The sequence below is a fragment of the Friedmanniella luteola genome (genome assembly GCF_900105065.1).
Classification (GTDB): Bacteria; Actinomycetota; Actinomycetes; order Propionibacteriales; family Propionibacteriaceae; genus Microlunatus; species Microlunatus luteolus.
In genome coordinates this window covers 3503201-3526733 of sequence record NZ_LT629749.1, presented here as the reverse complement: position 1 = coordinate 3526733, position 23533 = coordinate 3503201, and the positions used below count along the sequence as shown (strand labels likewise).

The following is a 23533-nucleotide window of genomic DNA, read 5'->3' as shown; positions in this document are numbered from 1 at the left end:
CGGGCCGGTCGGCGTCAGGCCACGATGTCGCGCACGGCGCCGGCGAAGCCCGGGAGGGACGTCACCAGGACCACGCCGACGCCCACCCGGAGGAGCAGGACCAGCGTCCGGGTCGGGACGAGCGAGGAGCGGACCAGCCAGCTGCCGAGGAGGAGCAGGACCGCGACGCCGAGGAGCACGGCCGCCGCGTCGAGGGGACGAGCCGAGGACATCGCGAGGGTGACGACCAGCACCAGCGGTGCCCAGACCAGCGCGCTCCACCGGGGCAGGGGCAGCAGCCGGCTGAGCCGTGCGGTGAAGGCGGCCGCGGCGACGCCCGTGGCCAGCGCGAGCAGCGCGTAGACGGCGACGGCGAGCCACCCCGGCCCGAGCAGGGCGAAGTCGACGTTGTCCGGCCGCAGCGGTTCGAGGACGGAACCGAGGGCGATGAGCAGCACAGCGCCCAGGCACAGCCCACCCAGCACGCCCCGCGGGAGCGCCCGGTGCAGGAGGAGGTGGGCGAGGGCCGCGAGCAGGCCGGCCGGGACCGCGCCGAAGACGACGAAGCCGAGGGTGCCCTCGAGCGAGATGTCCCCGACCACCTCGCCGGCCTCGGTCAGCCGGCCGCGGGCCCCCGGTGACGTCGCCGCCAGGAGGCGCATGGCGAGCCGGCCGCCCGGACCGACGACGAGGACCGCGACGGCGAGACCGCTGAGCAGCACGAGCGTCGCGAGCCAGAGGTAGAGCCGCAGCTGGGCGACCAGCGACGGGGCCGCGCCGCCCGGCCGCCAGCCCGCCGGCAGCGTCACCGAGAGGTGCCGCCACCGTGCGGCGAGGACGAGGGCCGCGAGCAGGACAGCACCGAGCACCAGCATCAGCGCCATGGCCCCACGATGGCACCCGGCGGGCCGGGCCGCACCCGATCCGACCGACTGGTCAGCGCAGGGTCAGCGGCGTCCGCCGCCGAGCAGGCCGCCCAGGAGGTCCGTCACCCCGCCGCCGCCCGCGCCCTGACCGGGCTGGCCGCCGCCGAGCAGACCGCCGAGCACGTCGGCGACGCCACCACCGCCGCCGGCCGCGCCACCGGTGAGGCCGCCGAGCACCGACCCGAGGAGCCCGCCGCCGGCCCCGCCGCCCATCTGCTTGGCGAGGTAGGACAGCACGATGGGGGCGAGGATCGGCAGCAGCCGCTGCACGAGGTCGCTCTGGCTGCCGCCGCCCAGGGTCCCGCCGAGGGTCTGGGCGACCCCGTCGGTGTGGCCGCCGAAGATGTTCCCGACGATCTTGCGGCCCTCGCCCTCGTCCACCTGGTCGAGGTCGACGCCGCCGTCGACCAGGGCGGACGAGTGCTGGCCGAGCGCACCCTCGAGGGAGGCGGCGCCGGCGGGGTCCTGGGCGTTCGCGTGCAGTCCGCCGAGCAGGGCCGGGATCGCCTGCCGGGCGGCGGCGCCGGCGGTCTGCTCGTCGGTGCCGAGCTTCGCGGCGAGCTGGCTGAGGGGGATCTGCTGGAGGATCTCGTCGACGGCGCTCACGCTCGTCCTTCCGGTGGGCTGCCCGACTGGCAGCGGACCGGGCCACGCTAGCGAGGGCCCGAGCCCGGTCCCCACCGGGTCAGCGCGGCCGGGCCGACCCCACCCAGGCGCCGGGTCCGGGGGAGAGCGGCGGCCGGCCCTCCCGGGCGGCGGCCGCCCAGGCCGACCGGACGGGCGGGACCGCCACCGGCGCAGCGGCGGCGGCGCCGGCGGCCGCGGTCAGGGCGACGACGAGCGCCGCCAGCTCCTCGTCGCTGGGTGAGCCGGCGACGACGCGCCACCGCGGTGCGGTGTCCTCGGGGCCGCTCACAGCGGGATGTTCCCGTGCTTCTTCGGCGGCAGGGTCTGCCGCTTGGTGCGCAGCAGCCGCAGGACCCGGGTCAGCTCGACCCGCGTCTCGTGCGGGCTGATGACGGCGTCGACGTAGCCGCGCTCCGCCGCGATGTAGGGGTTGGCCAGCTCGTCGTCGTACTCGGTGATCAGCTCGGCGCGGCGGGCGTCGGCGTCCGGGTGGTCGGCCAGCTCGCGGCGGTGCAGGATGTTCACGGCACCCTGGGCGCCCATCACCGCGATCTGCGCGGTCGGCCAGGCCAGGTTGAAGTCGGCCCCGAGGTGCTTGGAGCCCATGACGTCGTAGGCGCCGCCGTACGCCTTCCGGGTGATGACGGTGACCAGCGGCACGGTGGCCTCGGCGTAGGCGTAGATCAGCTTGGCGCCTCGGCGGATGATGCCGTTCCACTCCTGGTCGGTGCCCGGCAGGAACCCGGGCACGTCGACGAAGGTGAGCACCGGGATGTTGAACGCGTCGCAGGTCCGGACGAAGCGGGCCGCCTTCTCCGACGCGTCGATGTCGAGGCAGCCGGCGAAGTGCAGCGGCTGGTTGGCCACCACCCCCACGCTGCGGCCGTCCACCCGGCCGAAGCCGATCAGGATGTTCGGGGCGAACAGCTCCTGCACCTCGAGGAAGTCACCCTCGTCGAGGACGCGGCGGATCACCTCGTGCATGTCGTAGGGCTGGTTGGGGGAGTCCGGGATCAGCGTGTCGAGGTCGCGGTCCTCGTCGGTGACGTGCGGGGCCGGGTCGTGCTCGACGACCGGGGGCTCCTCCAGGTTGTTCTGCGGCAGGAACCCGATCAGCGCCTTCACGTACTCGATGGCGTCGGGCTCGTCGACGGCGAGGTAGTGCGCGTTGCCCGACCTGGTGTTGTGCGTCCGGCCGCCGCCGAGCTCCTCCATGGTGACGTCCTCCCCGGTGACGGTCTTGATCACGTCGGGGCCGGTGATGAACATCTGCGACGTCTGGTCCACCATCACGACGAAGTCGGTCAGGGCGGGGGAGTAGACGTGACCGCCCGCGGCGGCGCCCATGATCAGGGAGATCTGCGGGATCACCCCGCTGGCGTGGGTGTTGCGGCGGAAGATCTCGCCGTAGAGGCCGAGGGAGACGACACCCTCCTGGATGCGGGCGCCGCCGCCCTCGTTGAGCCCGATCAGCGGGCAGCCGGTCTTGAGCGCGAAGTCGATGATCTTGACGATCTTCTCGCCGTACACCTGCCCGAGGCTGCCGCCGAAGATCGTCACGTCCTGGCTGAACACGCAGACCGGGCGGTCGTCGACGGTGCCGAAGCCGGTGACCACGCCGTCGCCGTAGGGCCGCCGCTCGGCCATCCCGAAGGCCGTCGAGCGGTGCCGGGCGAACTCGTCCAGCTCGGTGAAGGAGCCCTCGTCCAGCAGCAGGTCGATCCGCTCGCGGGCCGTCAGCTTGCCCTTGGCGTGCTGCTTCTCGACGGCGGCGGCGGACCCGGCGTGGACGGCCTGCTCGATCCGGGCGTCCAGGTCGGCGAGCTTGCCCGCGGTCGTGTGGATGTCCAGTGCGGGGTTGGCGTGGTCCATAGGCGGCACCCTAGCCAGTCACCGCGGGCCGCCGCGCTCCGATCCCGTCCCGGGACGGCCGGTGGCCGGGGCGTCGAGCGGGTGCTCCGGCGGCGCTAGGGTCGGCGCGTGCGGGGTGCCGGGTGCTGAGCGGGGACGTGCTGGACGCGGACGTGCTGCGGCGCGAGCTGGTGCGCCCGGGCGGGCTGTGGAGCACCGTCGACGTGGTCGAGCGGACCGGCTCCACCAACGCCGACCTGGCCGCGCGCGCCCGGGCCGGCGCCCCCGCCGGGAGCGTGCTGGTCACCGACTTCCAGGACGCCGGGCGGGGTCGGCTGGGCCGGACCTGGGTGGCGCCGCGGGGGACGAGCGTCGCGATGTCGGTGCTGCTGCGGCCCGCCGACGTCGACCCGGCCCGCTGGACCTGGCTGCCGCTGCTGGCCGGGCTGGCCGTGGTCGAGGCGCTGCGCCGGGCCGCCGACGTCCCCGCCCTGCTCAAGTGGCCGAACGACGTGCTGGTCGACGGCCTCAAGGTCTGCGGCATCCTGGCGGAGCGGGTCGAGACGCCGACCGGCCCCGCCTGCGTGCTGGGGATGGGCGTCAACGTCTGGCTGGCGGCCGACGAGCTGCCGGTGCCGACCGCGACCTCGCTGGCCCTGCTGGCCCAAGCCCGGGACCCCGGCTCGCGGCCCCCGTCGCGGAACCTGGTGATCGCGACCGTGCTCGCCGTCCTCGAGCTGCTCTACCAGCGCTGGGAGGGGCTGGACGACGACGCCCCCTTCGCCGCGTCCTACCTGCAGCGCAGTGCCACCCTGGGCCGTCAGGTCCGGGTGCACCTGGCCGACGACGTGACCGTCGAGGGCCGGGCGGAGGCGCTGGACGCGGCCGGCCGGCTGGTCGTGCGGACCGCGACCGGGGTGAGGACCTTCGGCGCCGGCGACGTGGTGCACCTGCGCAGCTGAGCGGGCGTTGGTCTCCATCGGGTCTCGGTGGGCTGTCGGATTGCGCGGATGCCGGCCCGGGTGGCTAGCCTTCCGAGAACACCGCGGTCGGGGCTCCTCGGCGTCTCCCGCCCGGGTGCCCGGACCGTCGACCTTGGAGCTGTACCGCTGTGCGACCTCGCAACCGTCTGATCCCGGCCCTCGTCGGCGCGCTCGCGCTGGCCCTGGTCACGCCGGCGCTGTCGCTGGTGGCGCCGTCACCGACCCTGCCGGAGGCGGTCGCGGCCACCGACACCTACAAGGTGGCGCCCGGTCTGACCTTCAACGACCCGACGGGCAGCCTGGCCAAGCACCGCCGGATCATCGACAAGGTCGAGGACGCGATCGACCACGCGCCGACCGGGTCCCGGATCCGGATGGCCCAGTACCTCTTCGACCTCGACAGCACCGCCGACGCGCTCGTGCGGGCCTACGCCCGCGGCGTCAACGTGCAGCTGCTGATCGACGACTACCCGATCTCCCCGCAGACGCAGCGGATGCGCAAGACCCTCGGCACCAACAAGAAGGCCAAGAGCTACGTCGCCCGGTGCGTGAACAGCTGCATGTCCAGCAGCACCTCGGTCATGCACGCGAAGTTCTTCCTGTTCTCCCAGTCGGGGGTCTCCAAGACCATCTCGATGGTCAGCTCGGCGAACCCCTACACCGGCAACAGCAGCGTCAGCTGGAACAACATGCACACGATGGTGGGCGACGCGAAGCTGTACGCCTCGCTCGACCAGTACTTCACCGACATGCTGGCCGACCGCGACCGGCCGAACTACTACCGGACGACGACGAGCGGCAAGAACAAGCTCTACTTCTTCCCGCGCCTCGCGGTGAAGGGCACCGCCGACGTCCCGATGCTCGACGTGCTCAACCACGTGCACTGCACCGGCATGTCGAAGAGCTACGGCAGCGAGGGCCGCACGGTGGTCCGGATCGAGCAGTGGGGCTGGAGCGCCGCCCGGCTCGACATCGCCCGCCGGGTGTGGAAGCTGCACGACCAGGGCTGCAAGGTCTCGGTGATCATCAACGGCTTCAACATCAGCCCGAAGGTCCTGCAGGTGCTGCTCAAGCGGAGCACCCGCACCGGCCAGATGACGGTCTACGACGCCGGCATCGACCAGAACAAGAACGGCAAGCGCGACAAGTACATGCACCACAAGGTCCTCATGGTCAACGGCCGGTGGTTCAGCCAGAGCAAGAAGGTGGTGTACACGGGATCGGCGAACTTCACCGGCACCGCCCTGCTGGCCAACAACGAGCTGATCATGCGGGTGATCGACAACAAGACCTACGACGCCTACCACAGCAACTTCAACTACATCCGGAACAACTGGGTCAAGCGCATCACCAAGGCCCCGCCGGTGCCGGCCACGACGTCCTCGAAGGTGGCCGCGACCCGGGTGGAGCGCTCGCTGGAGAGCCGGCTCGCCACCGCGCCGGACACCGTCGACCCGGCCCAGGTCCCCGTCGACCCGGCCCAGGACCGGGCCCGGCTGGCGCCCACCGAGCCCGCGGCCGCCGAGCCCGGCGGGAGTCGCTGACCCCGCGCGGACGGCCCCGGGGTGGTGCGCTGTGCCACCCTGGGGACGTGGGACTGCCGCCGAAGCTGCTCGGGACCGACGAGTACGAGGTCCTGCACACGCGCACGCACGCGAAGGCGATGGTGCTGCCGGCGGCCGCCCTGGTCCTCGTCGGCGCCGGGGTCGGAGCCGGCGCCGCGCTGGTCCCGGGGGAGTGGCGGCCGGCGGGCCAGCTGGGGATCGCGCTGCTCGGCCTGCTGCTGGCGCTCTGGTGGACCGTCCTGCCCCTCCTGCGCTGGCGGACGACGACCTACACCCTGACCAACCGGCGGCTGGTCACCCGCAGCGGGATCGTCAGCAAGACCAGCAAGGACCTGCCGCTCAGCCGGGTCAACGACGTCTCCTCCCAGCGCAGCCTCAGCGACCGGCTGCTGGGCTGCGGCACCCTGAACGTGCAGACGGCCAGCGAGGCCGGCGTCATCGCCCTGGTGGACGTCCCCGAGGTGGAGCACGTGCACCAGACCATGACCCAGCTGCTGTTCGGGGCCGACGACGAGAGCCGGCCGGCCCACGCCTGAGCGCGCCCCCCACCCGCGCCACGCGACGCCGGGGGCGTCGGCCGGGCGACGTTACGATGGCCGCGGCCGGCCGGTCGCCGACGGCCGGGACGCACCGACCCCGAGGACGCCCGTGGCCGACCACCTCCCGCTGCCGCAGCCGGTCGCGCTGCCGCTGCGCGAGCCGAGCACCCCGCTGGGCCTGCGGACCCAGCTGGTCCGCTTCGTGCTCACCGGTGGGCTGTCGGCCGTCGTCGACTTCGGGCTGCTCGTGGCCCTGATGGCCCTCGGCCTGGGCCACACCGCCGCGAAGGCGCTGTCCTTCGTCGCCGGCACCACCACCGCGTACCTGATCAACCGGCGCTGGACGTTCCGGGCCGAGCCGTCCCGGCGCCGCTTCCTGGCCGTCGTCGTCCTCTACGCCCTCACGTTCGCCCTGCAGGTCGGGCTGTTCAGCGTCCTGTTCGACCGGCTGACCGCGGCGGGGCTCAGCCGGCTGGCCGTGCAGGTGGCCGCGTTCGTCGTCGCCCAGGGGGTCGCCACCACCGTCAACTTCGTGGTGCAGCGGACGCTGATCTTCCGGCTGCCCTGACCGCTGTCGGGTGGTCCCCCGGTGGTCGCCGCCGCGTTGGCTAGGCTTCCGGCCCGTGACCACCCCCACCAGCCCCGGCCCCCGCCCCTTCGTGGTGGGCATCATCGGCGGCGGCCAGCTCGCCCGGATGATGTACGAGGCCTCCATCGGACTGGGCGTCGACGTGCGGCTGCTGGCCGAGGGCCCGGACGTCTCCGCCGCCGGCGTGGTCCACGACGTGACCGTCGGCGACCACACCGACCCGGCCACCGTGAAGGCCTTCGCCGTCGGGTGCGACGCCGTCACCTTCGACCACGAGCACGTGCCGGCCGGGCTGCTGCGCGAGCTCGAGGACAGCGGCGTCGTCGTCCGGCCGGGGCCGGCCGCCCTGCTGCACGCCCAGGACAAGGCCGTCATGCGGGAGCGGCTCACCGCCCTGGGCCTGCCCTGCCCGGCCTACCGGGTCGTGCCGGACGCGGCCGCGCTGGTCGCGTTCGGGGACGAGCAGGGCTGGCCGGTCATCGCCAAGACCTCCCGGGGCGGCTACGACGGCAAGGGCGTCTGGAAGCTCGCGTCCGCGGAGGACGCCGACCTGCCCTTCGCCGGCCTGGCGCCCGGCGTGCAGGTGGTCGCCGAGGAGTTCGTCGACTTCGCCCGGGAGCTGAGCGCCCTCGTCGTCCGCTCGCCGTCCGGGCAGGCCGTCGCGTACCCCGTCTCGGAGTCCGTGCAGCGCGACGGCGTCTGCGTGGAGACGGTGACGCCGGCCCCCGGCCTCGACCCCGAGCAGGCCGTCGCGGCCGAGCTGCTGGCCCTCACGGTGGCGCACGAGCTGGAGGTCGTCGGGCTGCTCGCCGTCGAGCTGATGCAGCGCCGCGACGGCAGCGTGGTGGTCAACGAGCTGGCGATGCGACCGCACAACACCGGTCACTGGACCATCGACGGCGCCCACACCTCCCAGTTCGAGAACCACCTGCGGGCGGTGCTGGACCTGCCGCTGGGCGACCCGGCCACCCGGGCGCCCTGGACCGTGATGGCGAACGTCCTCGGCGGGGCCGTCGACGACCTGCCCTCGGCCCTGCTGCACTGCTTCGCCCGCGACCGGCGGCTCCGCGTCCAGCTGTACGGCAAGTCCGTGCGCCCCGGCCGCAAGGTCGGCCACGTCACCACCTACGGCGACGACCTGGACGAGACGCGCAAGCGGGCCCGGCACGCCGCCGCCTACCTGATGGGGGACCCCGATGCCTGAGACCAGCAGCGCGCGACCGGCGCCGCGCGGGGCTCCACGGGTCGGGATCGTCATGGGCTCCGACTCCGACTGGCCGGTGATGGAGGCCGCCGCGGCCGCGTGCGCCGAGTTCGGCGTGCCCTACGAGGCCGACGTCGTCTCCGCCCACCGGATGCCTGACGCCATGCTCGCCTACGGGCGGGACGCGCACCCGCGCGGGCTGCAGGTGGTCATCGCCGGCGCGGGCGGGGCCGCGCACCTGCCCGGCATGCTGGCCGCCGTGACCCCGCTGCCCGTCATCGGGGTGCCGGTGCCGCTCAAGCACCTGGACGGGATGGACTCGCTGCTGTCCATCGTCCAGATGCCCGCCGGCGTGCCCGTCGCCACCGTCTCGATCGGCGGCGCCCGGAACGCCGGGCTGCTCGCCGTCCGCATCCTCGCCGCCGCGGACCCCGCGCTCGCGCAGGCGATGCTCGCCTTCCAGGACGCGCTGCGGGCGGCCGCCGAGGCCAAGGGGGCCCGCGTCCGCGGTGCCGCCCCGGGGGCCTGAGCCGGTGGCGAGCCCGGTCACGGACGGCCTCGCCGGCGTCGGGCTGCTCGGTCGCGGGCTGGCGCTGATCGCGCGGCGGCCGCGGCTGTTCCTGCTCGGCGCGCTGCCGCCGCTGGTCACCTCGACGCTGTTCGTGGTGGTCCTCGTGCTGCTGGCCACCCGGGGCGACGCCGTCGTCGGCGCGATGACCGGCTTCGCGGACGGCTGGTCCGCCGGACTGGCCGCCGCCGTCCGGGTGCTGGTCTCGCTGGGCCTGCTCGGTGGCGTCGTGCTGCTCATGGTCATCTCGTTCACCACGCTGACGCTGACCCTCGGCGCCCCGCTGTACGACCTCATCTCCGAGTTCGTCGACCGCGAGCTGCCCGCTCCGCCCACCCCGCCGGAGGACGGCTGGGTCTCCTCGCTCGGCCGCGGCCTGCGCCAGTCGGTGGGACTGATCGCGGTGTCGGCCGGCTGCGCGGTCGCGCTCTTCGCCGCCGGGTTCGTCCCGCTGGTGGGCCAGCTGGCCGTGCCGGTCGTCTCGGCCCTGGTCGGCGGCTGGCTGCTCGGGATCGAGCTCGTCGGGTCCGCCCTCGAGCGGCGCGGGGTGCTCACCCTCCGCGGCCGACGGGAGCTGATGCGACGGCGACGGTTCCGCGTGCTGGGGCTGTGCGTGCCCACGTTCCTGCTGCTGGCGGTGCCCTTCGTCGGTGTGGTCGTGTTCCCGGTCGCCACCGCGGCCGGCACCCTGCTGGCCCGCCAGCTGGTGGGCGAGTCGACGACGGACAGCCAGCCGCCGCGGTCAGCCGGCTGAGGGCGGCGGGGCCGTGCTGCCCCGCACCACCAGCTCCGGGGTGGAGTCCAGGTGGGCCGACGGCGGGGTGCCCTCGAGCAGGTCGAAGAGCCGTCGACCGACGTTCGCGCCCAGCCCCATGACGTCGTGGCTCATCGCCGACAGCTGCGGGTGGGTGATCTCGCAGAGGGCCGAGTCGTCCCAGGCCAGGATGCTGACGCCGTCCGGCACCGCGACCCCGAGCTCGGCCAGCGCGGACAGCGCCGAGACCGCCATCAGGTCGTTGTCGAACATGATCGCGGTGGGGGCGTCCGGGGCCTCGAGCAGCGCGCGGGTGCCCTTGCGGCCGCCCTCGGCGGAGAAGTCGGCGACGTGGATCTGCCCGGCGGCCCCGTGCGCGGCGGCCGCGGCCAGGAAGGCCCCGTCCCGGATCTGCACGTGGCTGAGGTCGTCGAGGCCGCTGACCCGGGCCACGCGCACGTGCCCGAGCGAGACGAGGTAGGCGACGGCCGCGTCCATCGCCGCGGTGTCGTCGGTCCAGACGGTGGTGAAGGAGTCCGTCACGCTCGGGTCGCCCACGAAGACCGCCGGCAGCTCCAGCTCGGTGAGCAGCGGCAGCCGCGGGTCGTCGCCCCGCACGTCGACGACGACCACGGCGTCCACCCGCCGCTCCGACGACCACTTCCGGTAGGTCTCCAGCTCGCTGTCGAGGTCGACGCACACCTGCAGCAGGAGGGCGTAGGACCGCGTGCTCAGCACCGACTCCAGGCCGGCGACGAACTCCATGTAGAACGGCTCGCTGGCCAGCGTGCGGGGGTCGCGGGCCAGGATCAGGCCGAAAGTGTCGGTCCGGGAGCCGGACAGCAGCCGGGCGGTCCGGTTCGGCGCCCAGCCCAGCTGGTCGGCGACGGCGAGGATGCGCGCCCGCGTGGCGGCCGAGACCCCGGGCCGGTTGTTCAGGGCGTAGGACACCGCTCCCTTGGACACGCCGGAGCGGCGGGCGATCTCGTTGATCGTCACGCGGCTCACAGGCACCGTCCCTCTCACAGCTCGGTGCCGACAATGTACCGACTGAACCGGTTTTGGTAACGTCGCCCGCGATCGGCCCCCGCGCGGGACCGCCGCGGCCGGACGTGGAAGAGTCGGGGCAGGCCTCCTCAGCGCGGAGTGCCGACCGACGTGTCCGTCAGTCGAAAACTGACCCCCAACGCAGGAGGACCATGACCGACCAAGACCTGTCCGTGCAGCTGTACACCGTGCGGAACGCCCTGAACGAGGACTTCGACGGCACCCTGGAGCGCATCGCCGGCTTCGGCTTCACCCAGGTCGAGCCGTTCGGCTTCACGAACTACCTCGACGGTCTGCGCAAGCTCGGCCAGCACGGCCTGACCGCACCGACCACCCACATGGGCCTCGTGGTGGACGCCGACCTCGACGCGATCTTCGCGGCGGCCTCGGAGCTGGGCATCGGCACCGTCATCGAGCCCGCCGTGCGCGCCCCGCAGTGGCAGGACGTGGACGGCATCAAGGCCACGGCCGACAGCCTCAACGCCGCCGCCGCGAAGGCCGCCGAGCACGGCCTGAAGGTCGGCTACCACAACCACTGGTGGGAGATCGAGAAGGACTTCGACGGCCAGCGCGGTCTGGAGGTCCTGGCCGACCACCTTGCGCCCGAGGTCGTCCTCGAGGTCGACACCTACTGGGCCCACGTCGGGGGCGCCGACGTCCCCGGCCTGCTGCAGCGGCTGGGCGACCGGGTCGTCGCGCTGCACGTCAAGGACGGCGACGGCAGCACCGACAACAAGAAGCAGGTGGCCGTCGGCGCGGGCTCGCTGCCCGTCTGGAGCTTCATCGACGCCGCACCGGACGCGCTGCGCGTCATCGAGCTCGACGACTCCGAGGGCGACCTGCTGGACGCCGTCCGCGACAGCCGCGCCTACCTCACCGCCGGAAAGGACGCCTGACATGACCGCCACTCCCACCACCCGCACCGGGCCCGTCGGCATCGGCATCATCGGTGCCGGCGTCATCTCCGGGACCTACATCGAGAACCTCACGAGCTTCGCCGACACGAAGGTCGTGGCGATCGCCGACAAGATCACCGAGAAGGCGCACGCACGGGCCGAGGAGTTCGGGATCCCGGCCGCCGGTGACAACGCGGTCGTCCTGGAGCACCCGGACGTCGAGCTCGTCGTCAACATCACGACCCCGGACGCGCACGCCGAGGTGGCCGCCCAGGTCATCGCCGCCGGCAAGCACGTGTGGAACGAGAAGCCCCTGGCCCTGGACCGCGAGGCCGGGCGGGGGACCATCGAGGCCGCGGAGAAGGCCGGTCTGCGGGTCGGCTGCGCACCCGACACCTTCCTCGGCAACGGCCTGCAGAAGAGCCGCGAGCTGCTGGAGTCGGGCATCATCGGCACCCCGCTGACGGCGCTGGTCCTGCTGCAGAGCCCCGGCCCGGAGTCCTGGCACCCGGACCCCGCGTTCCTCTTCCAGTACGGCGCCGGCCCGCTGTTCGACATCGGCCCGTACTACCTGACGGCGCTGGCCCAGTTCTTCGGGCCCGCCCGCCAGGTCGCGGCCACCGCCTCCAAGGCGCGGGCGACCCGCACCATCGGCTCGGGCCCCAAGGCGGGCGAGGTGTTCGACGTGACGGTGCCCAGCCAGTACTCCGCGCTGGTGCAGTACGAGTCCGGTCAGTCGGCGACGATGATCTACTCCTTCGACTCCGCCCAGACCCGGACGCTGCTGGAGATCACCGGCACCGAGGGCACGATGCTGGTCCCCGACCCCAACATGTTCGAGGGCGAGATCGCCGTCCGCCGCCTCGGCGAGGACGACTTCACCGTCGTCGCCGAGACCACCGCCCTGTCCTCGCGGGGCACCGGTGCGCTCGACATCGCCCGGGCCATCCGTGAGGGCCGGCCGCACCGGGCGCAGGGCGCCCAGGCGTTCCACGTCCTCGACACGATGGTCGCCATCGCCGAGTCGGGCGAGCGGGGCGAGTTCGTCGCCGTCGACAGCAGCTTCGAGAAGCCCGCGCTGCTCCCGGAGGACTGGGACCCCAAGGCCGCGACGGTCTGAGGTCAGCAGGACGCCCGGTCGCCCGTGAGGGGTGGCCGGGCGTTCGTGCGTCCGGGGGTGCGGGGTGAGCCGGTTCCCGTGCCCTGAGCCTGTCGAAGGGCCTTCGACAGGCTCAGGCACGGCAGGGCTCAGGCCGCGGCAGCAGGCAGGCCGCGGGAGGGCGCTACCGCCCGACGACGTCGTTGACGGAGCGGAGCACCGGCTTCGTGGTCAGGGCCGCCTCGTCGACGTCGGGGCCGGTGACGTGGAAGGTGTGCCGCTCGCCGGCCAGCAGGGTGACCAGGCCGGAGTCGACGCGGGCGCCGGCGTCGAGCCGGTCGGGGAACAGGGCCAGGTCCTTGGCCAGCGCCGACGCCGTGACGGTGACGGTGCAGCCGCCGGACGCGTGCGCCACCTCCACCTCGTAGGCGCGGTCGGGCTCGGCCAGGACCAGCTCGGTGTCCTCGACGAAGTAGCCGTACGCCGTCGTCATCCCCTCGGCGCTGGCGGTCAGCACCTCGGCCCGCGGGTCGGCCGGGGCCAGCAGGTCGGCGTCCAGGGCCACCGCGACGGCCGAGCGGGCGTCCAGGTGGAACGGCACGCGCTGCTCGGCGAGCACCGGCGTGCCGGCGCCGGTGGAGCGGCGGGTGAGCACCAGCTCGCCGTCCCAGACCCCGCTGCTGTCGTTGTGCGCGACCAGCGTCAGGACCGGCACGCCGTGCTCGTCCGGCCGGGGCTGGAAGGTGGCGAGCCGGTCCGCGTAGACCCGGCGCAGCGCGTACCACAGCGGTTTGCGGATGCCGTGGCTGTCGACGGCGGCCCAGGAGACCACCGGCCAGTTGTCGTTGAGCTGCCAGACGACCGCACCGCGGTTCAGCGGGTAGAAGCTGCGGAAGTGCTCGATCCCGAAGGCGACGGCGCGGGCCTGGTTGAGCGAGGTCAGCCAGTGCCAGTCGTCCATGTCGGCCCGGCCGTCCCCGTCGACGGGCCACCGCGGCAGGTGGGCGCCCAGCCCGCGCTCCAGCTTGAGGTTGCCCTCGTGCGCCTTCTGGTGGACCAGCATCTGCGCGCCGTAGGGGTCCAGCGGCTCGTCGTGCACCACCGAGGTGAGCGTCGACCAGGCGGCCGGCCCCTGGAACCCGAACTCCGAGACGAAGCGGGCCGGGTAGTCGCGGTAGTGGTCGTAGTCCAGCTGGTTCCAGACGTCCCAGATGTGCAGGGTGCCGTTGCGGTGGTCGTTGGGGTGCGCGTACTCCATGAACGAGTACGGGCTGCCCGGGCTGTAGGGCGTCCGCGGGTCCAGCTCGGCGACGATCGCGGGCAGCAGCCCGGTGTAGTAGCCGTCGCCCCAGGTGCGGCCGGCCAGCGGCGTCCGCCAGCCCCACTCGACGTAGCCCCAGAGGTTCTCGTTGCCGCCGTTCCACAGCACCAGGCTGGCGTGCTGCGAGAGCCGGGTGACGGCCTCACGCGCCTCGGCCTCCACCTCGCTGCGCAGCGGCTCGTCCTCGCTGTAGGCGGCGCAGGCGAACAGGAAGTCCTGCCAGACCAGCACCCCGGCCTCGTCGCAGGCCCGGTAGAAGTGCTCGCTCTCGTAGATCCCGCCGCCCCAGACCCGCAGCAGGTTCATCCCGGACGCCACGGCCTCGGCGACCCCGGTTCGGTAGGTGTCCGCGGTCAGCCGGGTGACGAGCGCGTCGTCGGGGATCCAGTTCGCGCCCTTGACGTAGACCGGCTCGCCGTTGACCGCGAGGACGAACCCGGTGCCGTCGGGGTCCGGCTCGGTGGTCAGCGTGACCGCGCGGAACCCGACCCGTCCCGACCAGGTCGCCAGGGTTGCGTCGGCGCCGCCGAGCTCGACGGTGACGTCGTGGACGGCCTGCTCGCCGTACCCGCGCGGCCACCAGGCCGCGACGTCGGCGAACCGCTGCACGACGACGACGCTGTCCTGGCCCGGCTGGGCCAGTGCCTCCGCCTGCTCCGTGCCCACCCGCACGCTCACCGGCACGGGTGCGACGGCGCCGCCGGCCCACTGCAGCTCGACGTGGGTCTCCAGGACGCCCTCGGTGCCCTCCAGCGTGGCCAGGGGGCGGACCGCGGCCAGCCGGACCCCGCTCCAGGACTCCAAGCCGATCGACTTCCAGATCCCGGCGCCGGCGAGGTCGGGGCCCCAGTCCCAGCCGTACTGGCTGGCCGCCTTGCGCAGGGCGTTGAAGGGGTGGCCGTAGGCGCGCGGCCGGTCGCCCAGCTCGGCCGCCAGCCGCTCGGCGCCCGTGACCGGCGCCTCGAAGCGGACCTCGAGGGTGTTGGTGCCCTCGACCAGCACGGCGCCGACGTCGACGCGGTGGCTCCGGTGCTCGTTCGCCGTCCGGGCGACCTCGGTGCCGTTGAGCAGCACCGTGGCCAGGGTGTCGAGCCCGTCGGCGACCAGCTCGTGGTGGTCCTCGGGGCCGCCCGACCAGGTGAACGTGGCGCGGTAGGACCAGCCCGTGCGGCCGATCCACGCCAGCGCGCCCTCGTGGTCGCCGTCGAACGGGTCGGGGATCAACCCCGCAGCCAGCAGGTCGGCGTGCACCTCGCCGGGGACGGTCGCCGGCACCGGCGCGGCCCCGACCGCGGCCCAGCCCTCGGGCACCGGCCCGAGCGCGGACAGGGTCCAGGCGGTGCCGCCGACCGAGTCGAGGGTGGTCCGGCGGAGGGGCCGCGCCGTCGCGGTGGTGGGGTTCGCAGTCACCATCGGCACGTTACTTGACCGGTTCAGCAGGCGTCGAGCGTGCCCGGGCCGTCGCCCCGGACCCGTCCGCCTCCGCCCACGGCTCCACGGCGCCGACGGGCGGCGACCGGGCCGGGTCGGGCGCCCGCGACTCAGTCCTCGGCGACGCCCAGCCCGGCCAGCACCAGGTCCGGGTGGTTGCGGCGGACGGTGGCGAGCCGCCAGGTGTTGGTGAAGAGGGCGATGGTCGTGCCGTCCGAGCCGGTCGCCACCTCGACGTTGCTCTCGGACCCCAGCACGTCCAGGGCGGCGGGCACGGTGCGCTGGGCGACGGTGTGCGCCAGCGGCTCCAGGCTGACCGGGCAGTTGAACTCGTGGGTCATCCGGTCCGCCACGACCTCGTACTGCATCTGCCCGACCGCCCCGAGGATCGGCTGCTGGGGGCCGCGGAGCTGGGAGGTGAGCAGCTGGATGACCCCCTCGCGGTCCAGCTGGCTGAGCCCCTTGTGGAACTGCTTGTGCTTGCTGGTGTCGCGGGCGTTGACCACCTGGAAGTGCTCGGGCGCGAACCGGGGGATCGGCGGGAACTCCACCGCCCGGTCCAGGTACAGCGTGTCGCCCGGGCGCAGCGCGTTCGCGTTGACCAGGCCGACGACGTCGCCCGGCCAGGCGAGGTCGACCGTCTCCCGCTCCCGGCCGAAGAACTGGTGCGCGTACTTGGTGGCGAACGGCCGGGCCGTCGGCTGGTGGGTCAGCGTCATGCCCCGCTCGAAGACACCGGAGCAGACGCGGATGAAGGCGATCCGGTCGCGGTGCGCCGCGTTCATGCCCGACTGGACCTTGAACACGAAGCCCGAGAACGGGTCGTCGACCGGGCGCGGGTCGCCGGCGGTGTCGCGCCGGGCCTCGGCCGCCGGTGCGTGCTCGACGATCACGTCGAGCAGCCGGCCGATGCCGATGTTGAGCACGGCGGCGCCGAACAGCACCGGGGTCGTGGCGGCGGCCAGGAACAGCTCCTGGTCGTGGCCCTCCAGCAGGCCGACCTCGTCCTCCGCCGTCGCCCAGCGGGGCCCGACGAGCTCGGCGGCCCCGGACGGGTCGACGAGGTGCTCGGCGGCGATGGTGGCGCCGCCGGCGGTGCGGGTGAACTGCGCGAGCTGCCCGGTGCGGCGGTCGACCAGGCCCGCGAAGTCACCGGCGATGCCCACCGGCCACGTCAGCGGGGTGGGGACCAGCCCGGTGCGCGTCTCGATCTCGTCCATCAGGGCCAGCGCGTCGAGCCCGGGCCGGTCCCACTTGTTGATCATGGTGATCACCGGGAGCTTGCGGCGGCGGCAGACGTCGAACAGCTTCATCGTCTGGGCCTCGAGGCCCTTGGCCGCGTCGACCAGCATGATCACCGAGTCCACCGCGGCGAGCACCCGGTAGGTGTCCTCGGAGAAGTCGGCGTGCCCCGGGGTGTCCACCAGGTTCACGACGACGCCGTCGTGCTCGAACTGGACGGCGGCCGAGCTGATCGAGATGCCGCGCTGCTGCTCCATGCTCATCCAGTCCGAGACCGTCGCCTTGCGGCCGGCCTTGCCGTGGGTCGCCCCGGCCCGGCCGATGGCGCGCGCGTGCAGCAGCAGGGCCTCGGTCAGGGTGGACTTGCCGGCGTCGGGGTGGGAGATGACGGCGACGACGCGGCGCCGGGCCGCCTGACGGCCGACCTCGCCGGCGTCGGGCAGGACAGCAGTCGCGGTATCGAGCACCGCACGACTCTACCCGTCGGGGACGACCGGCGACCGGTCAGCGCGGGCGGTCAGCGGGAGGTGGTGGGCGCCGGCGTCCGGCGCGTGAGCTTGTCGATCGTCGCCTGGTCGGCACCGAGCCGGCGGAGCGAGGACGCGAGCTTGCGGGTGGCACTCACCGACTGCACGGCGGGTCGGGTGATGACCGACGCGCGCGCCTTCTTGATGTTGCCGGGTGACATGGGTGTCGCCTTCCCTCCGGGTGGCTCCGATGGTACGCCTCAGCCGACCTGCTGGAGGAGGGCCTGACCCGTGAAGTTCAGCAGCCCCAGCACCTCGTCGCTGCTGAGGGCGTCCAGCCGTCCCTCCGGGCCGTCCAGGGCGAGGCAGCCGACGACCCGCGAGCGCGGACCCGAGTCGTCGATGATCGGCGAGGCGACGACGACGGCGTACTTGTCCCGGACGTCGAGGTACTCCTCGTGCTCCAGGCCCATCCGCAGGTCCTCGGGCACCTGCCGCCACTCGGCCGCCGTCGGCTGGCCCAGGTCGGCCGACATCTGCGCCAGGTCCACCGCGACCACCTCGCCCTGCGTCACGCACGCGCCGATGACGCCCTTGCCGGGCCGCCACGCCACGTCGGAGCTGACGGGCCGGCGGGAGGCGCGGACGCGGTGCACCCGCCGCAGCTCGGGGCGCCAGGGCCACCACCAGGCGTGGTCGGTGCGGTAGACGGCGATGCCGAGGTCGCGGTAGTCCAGCGGCGGCACCACCTGGTCGACCACCGCCCACAGCGTCGCCGTCAGGGTGATCTCGGCGAGCTCGCGCCGTCGGCCCGACCGGCGCTCGCGCCAGTCCCGCCAGGCCGCGCCGATCGTGGCCACCGCGGCCAGGGTCGCCGAGACGACGACGCAGGCGAGCACCACCGCGGCGGGGACCGCGAGCAGGTCGGCGCCCTCGAGGCCCAGGACCACCGCCGCCACGGCCGCGAGCAGCGCCGCGACCGTCTTCGCCACAGCCTTGGTCATCCGCGTGCTCCTCGATCCGTGCTGCCCGAGCCGGGGGAGGAACGGGCACCGAGGACGCTACGGGGCGGCACTGACAGGGCACCCGACCCGGCGGCCAGGGCTCAGCGCGCGTACCGGTCCAGGTCGGAGGTGTCGCCACGGGCGATGTCGTCGAACATCGCCCGGGCCTCCTCCTCGTCCCAGAGCACCGCCGAGCCGGCCGACGTCGAGGCGTCGGGGTCGGCGATCGGCACGGTGAGCGTGAGGCCGTCGCCGGCGGCGACGGTGCGCATGGCCAGGGCCAGCGTGCCGACCTGCCACAGCGAGGTGTCCTCACCCAGCCGCACCGACCGGGCGGACGCGTTGCAGAGCCGCCAGTACCGGACCGGGTTCAGCACGGTGGCCGGTGAGGCCGCCTTCGAGGCGACGGCGGCGAGCATCTCGCGCTGCCGCTCCACCCGGCCGAGGTCGCCGCGCGGGTCGGCCTTGCGCATCCGGACGTAGCCGAGCGCCGTCGTGCCGTCCAGCTCCTGGCAGCCCTTCTCCAGGTCGAGGTGGCTGTCCTCGTCCTCGATCGCCTTCGGCAGGCACATCTCGATGCCGCCGAGCGCGTCGATGACGTTGACGAAGCCGCCGAACCCGATCTCGAGGTAGCCGTCGACCCGGAGCCCGGTGCTCTGCTCCACGGTCTGCTCCAGCAGGGGGGCGCCGCCGAAGGCGAAGGCGGCGTTGATCTTGTTCTGACCGTTCCCCGGGATGTCGACGAAGGAGTCCCGCGGGATCGAGATCAGCGCCGGCTGCCCGCCCGGCGGCACGTGCAGCAGCATGATCGTGTCGGTCCGCTGGCCCTCCGTGCTGCCCGTGCCGAGCTTCTTCTGCTCGGCCTTGCTCAGGCCCTCCCGGGAGTCGGAGCCGACGAGCAGGAAGGTCTGGCCGGGCTGGTGGCCCGGGCGGTCGCCGCCGGGGGTGTCGTCGACCCGTCCCACCTGGCTCCAGGCGTAGGCCGGCACGCCCACCAGCCAGACCAGCGCCAGCACCACGAGCAGGGCCAGCGTCCGCAGCGTCGTGCGGGCCGGGTGCCGACGCCGTCCGGTGCGTCCGGTCCGTCCGGGCGGGGCGGCGGCCGGCGCCGGTGGTGGTGCGGCCGGCGGTCCGGACGGCGGGGCCCAGGGCGTCCGGCCGGGGTCGGGCGCGTCGTGGCCCGGTGTGGTGGCCGGGCCGGGCCGGGGGGCCGGGGCCGGCGCGGGCGGCGTCCAGGAGGGGGCCGGGCGGGCGTCGACCGGGCCTTCCGCGTCGGGCGGCAGCACCCGCGTCGGCTCGGGCCCGTCCGGCCGCGGCGAGCGGCCGTAGAGCCAGTCGAGGTCCTCGTCGCGGCTGCTCGGCATGCCCCGAGGGTACCGGGGGGCCCCCGCACCGAGGGTGCGAAAGGAGCCTCGCCCCGGCGTGGCACGGGCGGCCCGACCGCCGGCCGCGCCCATACTGACTGCGGCCTCGCGCGCCCTGCACGCCCGTCGGGCAGGTCGTCGCGCCGGTCGCCTTCCCCGCAGCCCACGAAAGGCCCCCAGGTGTCGATCAGCACCGCGGAGGACCACCTCCCGACCACCCTGCACACCCCCCAGCAGCGCAGCGAGCGCGTCAAGCTGCGCCGGGGGCTCACCTTCCTCGGCATGACCCTGGTGCTGCCCGGGTCCGCGCAGATCGCGGCGGGCAACCGGGCGGTCGGCCGGATCGCGCTGCGGGTCTGGATCGGTCTCTGGGTGCTGCTGGCCCTGGTCGCGCTGCTGGCGCTGGTCTGGCGCAACGGGGCCATCGCCCTCGTCACCAGCGGCGTCACGCTCCGGCTGGTCCAGGTGGCCCTCGTGGTGCTGGGCCTGGGCTGGGGCCTGCTCCTCGTCGACGCCTGGCGGATCAGCCGGCCGCCGGAGCTGGCCCGACGGCACCGCCTCGGCTTCGCCGTGCTGAACCTCGCCCTGGTCTTCACCGTCGTCGGCGGGCTCCTCGCCTCGGCGTCGATCGTCTCCTCCCAGCGGGACCTGATGGCCTCGGTCTTCGCCGGAGGCGGTGACCAGGAGGTCAAGCACGGCCGCTACAACGTGCTGATGCTGGGCGGGGACGCCGGCGCGGACCGGGTGGGGCTGCGGCCGGACAGCATGACGGTGGCGAGCGTCGACGCCGAGACGGGCCGGACGGTCCTGATCAGCCTGCCGCGCAACCTCGAGGACGTCCCGTTCCCGGAGTCCTCGCCGCTGCACGCGGAGTTCCCGCACGGCTACACCTGCGCCGACCACTCGTGCATGCTCAACGCGGTCTACACCTACGCGACGGAGCACCCCGAGCTGTACCCCGGCGTCCGCAACCCGGGCGCCCAGGCCACGGTCGAGGCGATCGAGGGCGCGACCGGGCTCCAGATCAACTACTGGGCGCTCATCGACCTCAAGGGCTTCGAGGACCTCGTCGACGCCGTCGGCGGCATCACCATGGACGTCTACCGCCGGGTGCCGATCGGCGGCGGCAGCACCAAGATCCACGGCTACGTCGAGGCGGGCAAGGACCGCCACCTCACGGGCCGGGAGGCGCTGTGGTTCGCCCGCTCGCGCGCGGACTCCAGCGACTACGACCGGATGGTGCGGCAGAAGTGCGTGATGAACGCGATGCTCGACCAGATGGACCCGGCCACGGTGCTGACGAACTTCAACAAGATCGCCGCGGCGGGCCAGGAGGTGGTGGCCACCAGCGTGCCCACCACCGAGGTCGGGACGATGATGGACCTGGCCCTCAAGGCCAAGAAGCTGCCGACGTCGAGCCTCGCCGTGGTGCCGCCGCTGATCCAGCCGGGGGCTCCCGACTTCGACGTCCTCCGCGGTGCCGTGGCCGACAAGATCGCCGCCTCGGAGGCCAAGGACGCGCCGAAGCCGGTCGCCACCGCCACCGCCAGCAGCCCGGCCCCCAGCAGCGCCAGCACCGCGCCGAAGAAGAAGAAGCCGGCCGCCAGCAAGGGCGCGGACACCGACGACCTGACCGCGGTCTGCTCCGCCTGAGCCGGACGTCCCGAGCGGCGACGTGGGCCCGCCGGGGCGCGTGCTCCGGGCCGCACCCGGCGGGGCTGACAGGATGACCCGATGAGCGCACGCAGCTGGCCCGGGGTCAGCGTCGTCATGCCCGTGCTGAACGAGGAGCGGCACCTCGCGGCCGCCGTCCAGCGGGTCCTCGACCAGGACTACCCGGGCGAGCTCGAGGTCATCCTGGCCGTCGGGCCGAGCCGTGACGCCACCCACGAGATCGCCGCGCGGCTCGCGGCCGACGACGACCGCATCCGGGTCGTCGACAACCCCGCGGGGCGCACCCCGCACGCCCTCAACCTGGGTGTCGCGGCGGCCCGGCACGACCTGGTCGTCCGGGTCGACGGGCACGGCGAGCTGACCGACGGCTACATCGCCCGCGCGGTCGAGCTGCTCGAGGAGACGGGCGCGGCCAACGTCGGCGGGGTGATGGACGCCCAGGGGCACTCGGCCTTCGAGCAGGCCGTCGCCTCGGCCTACACCACCCGGCTCGGCCTGGGCGGCACCGCCTTCCACCTGGCCGACTCACCGGCCGGGGAGGCCGAGACGGTGTTCCTCGGGGTCTTCCGCAAGGAGGCCCTGGCGGCGGTGGGCGGCTTCGACGAGACCATGCACCGGGCGCAGGACTGGGAGCTCAACTACCGGTTGCGGGGGAGCGGGCGGCGGATCTGGTTCTCCCCGGAGCTCCGGGTCACCTACCGGCCGCGCTCCTCCCTGCGGGCCCTGGTCCAGCAGATGTACGACACGGGCAAGTGGCGCCGCGAGGTCGTGCGCCGTCACCCCGAGACGGCCAACCTGCGCTACCTGGCGCCGCCGGTGGCGGTCACCGGCATCGCCGTCGGCACGGTCGCCGGCCTGGTCGGGGAGCTGGCGGGGTCCCGGCTGCTCAAGGTCGGCTTCGCCGCCCCCCTCGGCTACCTGGCGATCGTCGTCGTCGGCGCCGCGACCGCCGGGCCGATGCCGGCCCGGGCCCGCGCCTGGCTGCCCGTGGTCCTCGCGGCGACCCACCTGTCGTGGGGGACCGGCTTCCTGGTCGGGCTGCGCCGCACCCGTCCCTGACGTCGCGCACGAGCAGGCACGCCACCGGGCTCCGACCCTCCCGGGAGCCGTGCGGCCTCTCGTCCGCAGCGGCGTCCAGACCGGCCGCGACGCCGACCAGCAGCGGGCGGACTGGTCCTCCGGGCCAGGCCGGGTGCGGTTCCCCGAGGGCGGCCGCTGACGTCGCTGAGGAGCCAGACCCGCTCTTGACCCTTTGTCCGAACAATTGATTGACATCGGCCGGAGGCAAGCCCTAGGTTCGACGAGGACCGCGCTCACCGAGCCGGTCCGTCCCGGAGGAGAGACATGAGCAGCGACGCCCAGCCCGCCTCCCTGCCGTCGCAGGGCCCGGTGGACGGACCCCTGGAGGTGCTGACCTTCGGGCGGGCCGGGGTGGACATCTACCCCCTCCAGGTCGGTGTCGGGCTGGAGGACGTGCAGACCTTCGGCAAGTACCTCGGGGGCACCACCGCCAACGTCGCCGTCGCGGCCGCCCGGCTGGGCCACCGCACCGGCATCATCACCGGCGTCGGGGACGACCCGTTCGGCCGCTACGTGCGCCGGGAGCTGCGCGACCTCGGCGTCACCGACACGCACGTGGTGACCAACCCGACCTACGCGACGCCGGTCACCTTCTGCGAGATCTTCCCGCCGGACGACTTCCCGCTGTACTTCTACCGCAAGCCGACCGCGCCGGACCTGCAGGTGCGCCCCGAGGACCTGGACCTGGACGCCGTCCGCGCCACGGCCCTGATGTGGCTCTCGGTCAGCGGCCTGAGCGAGGAGCCGAGCCGGGCGTCCCACTTCGCCGTCCTGGAGGCCCGGGCCCGTCGGCCGCACACCGTGCTGGACCTCGACTACCGCCCGATGTTCTGGGCGACGCCCGGGCACGCGAGCGAGCAGGTGCAGAAGGTGCTGCCCCAGGTGACGGTCGCCGTCGGCAACCGCGAGGAGTGCGAGGTCGCGGTGGGGGAGACGGACCCGGAGCGGGCGGCCGACGCGCTGCTCGCCGCCGGCGTCGAGCTCGCCGTCGTCAAGCAGGGGCCCAAGGGCGTGCTGGCCAAGACCCGGTCCGGCGAGCGCGTGGAGAGCCCGCCCCTCCCGATCACGCCGCTCAACGGCCTCGGGGCGGGCGACTCGTTCGGCGGCTCGCTCTGCCACGGGCTGCTGGCCGGCTGGCCGCTGGAGAAGGTGCTCGCGCACGCCAACGCCGCCGGAGCCATCGTGGCCTCGCGGCTGGAGTGCTCGACCGCCATGCCCACCGAGGCCGAGATCGAGACCCTGCTCGCCGGCGGTGACCCGAACGCCGACCTCGACCTCGCCCACGCCAACCACGTCGTGGCCGGCCGGTGAGCGCCGTGACGA

22 protein-coding genes are annotated in these 23533 nt (G+C 73.9%); 12 read left to right on the top strand and 10 right to left on the bottom strand.

The annotated features are described in order from the left end of the window. Positions 1–14: 14 nt before the first annotated feature. From BLT72_RS16615 to BLT72_RS16600, 4 genes are all read right to left on the bottom strand, one after another. Positions 15–863 carry a hypothetical protein gene (locus BLT72_RS16615; protein ID WP_091414190.1) on the bottom strand — a complete coding sequence of 283 codons (849 nt, stop codon included), beginning with the start codon at positions 861–863 and terminating at the stop codon, positions 15–17. A gap of 63 nt (positions 864–926) precedes the next feature. Next, positions 927–1511, bottom strand: a complete 585-nt coding sequence (locus tag BLT72_RS16610; protein ID WP_091414188.1) for a DUF937 domain-containing protein — start codon at positions 1509–1511, stop codon at positions 927–929. Between the two features lie 79 nt (positions 1512–1590). Next, positions 1591–1821, bottom strand: coding sequence for an acyl-CoA carboxylase epsilon subunit (locus BLT72_RS16605; protein ID WP_091414186.1), 231 nt, complete (start codon positions 1819–1821; stop codon positions 1591–1593). Continuing rightward, complete coding sequence (locus tag BLT72_RS16600) at positions 1818–3404, bottom strand: acyl-CoA carboxylase subunit beta (RefSeq protein ID WP_091414183.1); 1587 nt, start codon at positions 3402–3404, stop codon at positions 1818–1820. Before BLT72_RS16600 ends, BLT72_RS16605 begins: the two co-directional genes overlap by 4 nt. Positions 3405–3526: 122 nt before the next feature. Between BLT72_RS16600 and BLT72_RS16595 the strand changes: the two genes are divergently transcribed. The 7 genes from BLT72_RS16595 to BLT72_RS16565 all read left to right on the top strand — a co-directional run bounded on the left by BLT72_RS16595 (position 3527) and on the right by BLT72_RS16565 (position 9585). Then, positions 3527–4345 carry a biotin--[acetyl-CoA-carboxylase] ligase gene (locus BLT72_RS16595; protein ID WP_091414181.1) on the top strand — a complete coding sequence of 273 codons (819 nt, stop codon included), beginning with the start codon at positions 3527–3529 and terminating at the stop codon, positions 4343–4345. Between the two features lie 149 nt (positions 4346–4494). Then, positions 4495–5910 (top strand): phospholipase D-like domain-containing protein, encoded by a 1416-nt coding sequence (locus BLT72_RS16590; RefSeq protein WP_091414179.1) that lies wholly within the window; start codon positions 4495–4497, stop codon positions 5908–5910. Positions 5911–5957: 47 nt separating this feature from the next. Beyond that, complete coding sequence (locus BLT72_RS16585) at positions 5958–6467, top strand: PH domain-containing protein (protein WP_091414177.1); 510 nt, start codon at positions 5958–5960, stop codon at positions 6465–6467. A 112-nt stretch (positions 6468–6579) separates the two neighbouring features. After that, a complete protein-coding gene (locus tag BLT72_RS16580) occupies positions 6580–7038 on the top strand; it encodes a GtrA family protein (RefSeq protein WP_280949227.1) in 459 nt (152 codons plus the stop codon). Positions 7039–7093: 55 nt separating this feature from the next. After that, complete coding sequence (locus BLT72_RS16575; RefSeq protein ID WP_280949226.1) at positions 7094–8263, top strand: 5-(carboxyamino)imidazole ribonucleotide synthase; 1170 nt, start codon at positions 7094–7096, stop codon at positions 8261–8263. After that, entirely contained in the window at positions 8256–8792 is a 537-nt protein-coding gene (purE, locus tag BLT72_RS16570) for a 5-(carboxyamino)imidazole ribonucleotide mutase (protein ID WP_091414176.1), read from the top strand. Before BLT72_RS16575 ends, purE begins: the two co-directional genes overlap by 8 nt. Before the next feature lie 4 nt (positions 8793–8796). Beyond that, positions 8797–9585, top strand: coding sequence for an EI24 domain-containing protein (locus BLT72_RS16565; RefSeq protein ID WP_091417670.1), 789 nt, complete (start codon positions 8797–8799; stop codon positions 9583–9585). On the opposite strand, the gene BLT72_RS16560 is transcribed toward BLT72_RS16565, so the two are convergent. Further along, positions 9574–10593, bottom strand: coding sequence for a LacI family DNA-binding transcriptional regulator (locus BLT72_RS16560; protein WP_091414174.1), 1020 nt, complete (start codon positions 10591–10593; stop codon positions 9574–9576). The genes BLT72_RS16565 and BLT72_RS16560 overlap by 12 nt on opposite strands. 191 nt (positions 10594–10784) lie before the next feature. Here BLT72_RS16560 and BLT72_RS16555 point away from each other — a divergent pair, with 191 nt between their 5' ends. Together BLT72_RS16555 and BLT72_RS16550 are read left to right on the top strand one after the other, a co-directional pair. Next, positions 10785–11528 carry a sugar phosphate isomerase/epimerase family protein gene (locus tag BLT72_RS16555; RefSeq protein ID WP_172826096.1) on the top strand — a complete coding sequence of 248 codons (744 nt, stop codon included), beginning with the start codon at positions 10785–10787 and terminating at the stop codon, positions 11526–11528. A 1-nt stretch (position 11529) separates the two neighbouring features. Continuing rightward, complete coding sequence (locus tag BLT72_RS16550; protein ID WP_091414171.1) at positions 11530–12648, top strand: Gfo/Idh/MocA family protein; 1119 nt, start codon at positions 11530–11532, stop codon at positions 12646–12648. Between the two features lie 163 nt (positions 12649–12811). On the opposite strand, the gene BLT72_RS16545 is transcribed toward BLT72_RS16550, so the two are convergent. The 5 genes from BLT72_RS16545 to BLT72_RS23370 form a co-directional block, all read right to left on the bottom strand. After that, a complete protein-coding gene (locus tag BLT72_RS16545) occupies positions 12812–15358 on the bottom strand; it encodes a glycoside hydrolase family 2 protein (protein WP_231930098.1) in 2547 nt (848 codons plus the stop codon). 131 nt (positions 15359–15489) lie between these two features. Further along, the gene (locus tag BLT72_RS16540) at positions 15490–17088 is read right to left on the bottom strand and encodes a peptide chain release factor 3 (RefSeq protein ID WP_231930096.1); all 1599 of its coding nucleotides are present in this window, start codon (positions 17086–17088) and stop codon (positions 15490–15492) included. A gap of 50 nt (positions 17089–17138) precedes the next feature. Continuing rightward, positions 17139–17309, bottom strand: coding sequence for a hypothetical protein (locus tag BLT72_RS22325; protein ID WP_157720544.1), 171 nt, complete (start codon positions 17307–17309; stop codon positions 17139–17141). 39 nt (positions 17310–17348) lie between these two features. Then, positions 17349–18092, bottom strand: coding sequence for a hypothetical protein (locus BLT72_RS16535; RefSeq protein WP_091414168.1), 744 nt, complete (start codon positions 18090–18092; stop codon positions 17349–17351). A 101-nt stretch (positions 18093–18193) separates the two neighbouring features. Beyond that, entirely contained in the window at positions 18194–19456 is a 1263-nt protein-coding gene (locus BLT72_RS23370; protein WP_091414166.1) for an LCP family protein, read from the bottom strand. 180 nt (positions 19457–19636) lie between these two features. Here BLT72_RS23370 and BLT72_RS16525 point away from each other — a divergent pair, with 180 nt between their 5' ends. The 3 genes from BLT72_RS16525 to iolC all read left to right on the top strand — a co-directional run bounded on the left by BLT72_RS16525 (position 19637) and on the right by iolC (position 23521). Further along, positions 19637–21109 carry an LCP family protein gene (locus BLT72_RS16525; protein ID WP_231930094.1) on the top strand — a complete coding sequence of 491 codons (1473 nt, stop codon included), beginning with the start codon at positions 19637–19639 and terminating at the stop codon, positions 21107–21109. A gap of 81 nt (positions 21110–21190) precedes the next feature. Continuing rightward, positions 21191–22189 (top strand): glycosyltransferase family 2 protein, encoded by a 999-nt coding sequence (locus BLT72_RS16520; RefSeq protein ID WP_091414164.1) that lies wholly within the window; start codon positions 21191–21193, stop codon positions 22187–22189. A gap of 285 nt (positions 22190–22474) precedes the next feature. Beyond that, positions 22475–23521: a 5-dehydro-2-deoxygluconokinase gene (gene iolC, locus BLT72_RS16515; RefSeq protein ID WP_091414162.1), complete on the top strand. Its 1047-nt coding sequence runs from the start codon at positions 22475–22477 to the stop codon at positions 23519–23521. Positions 23522–23533 lie beyond the last annotated feature (12 nt).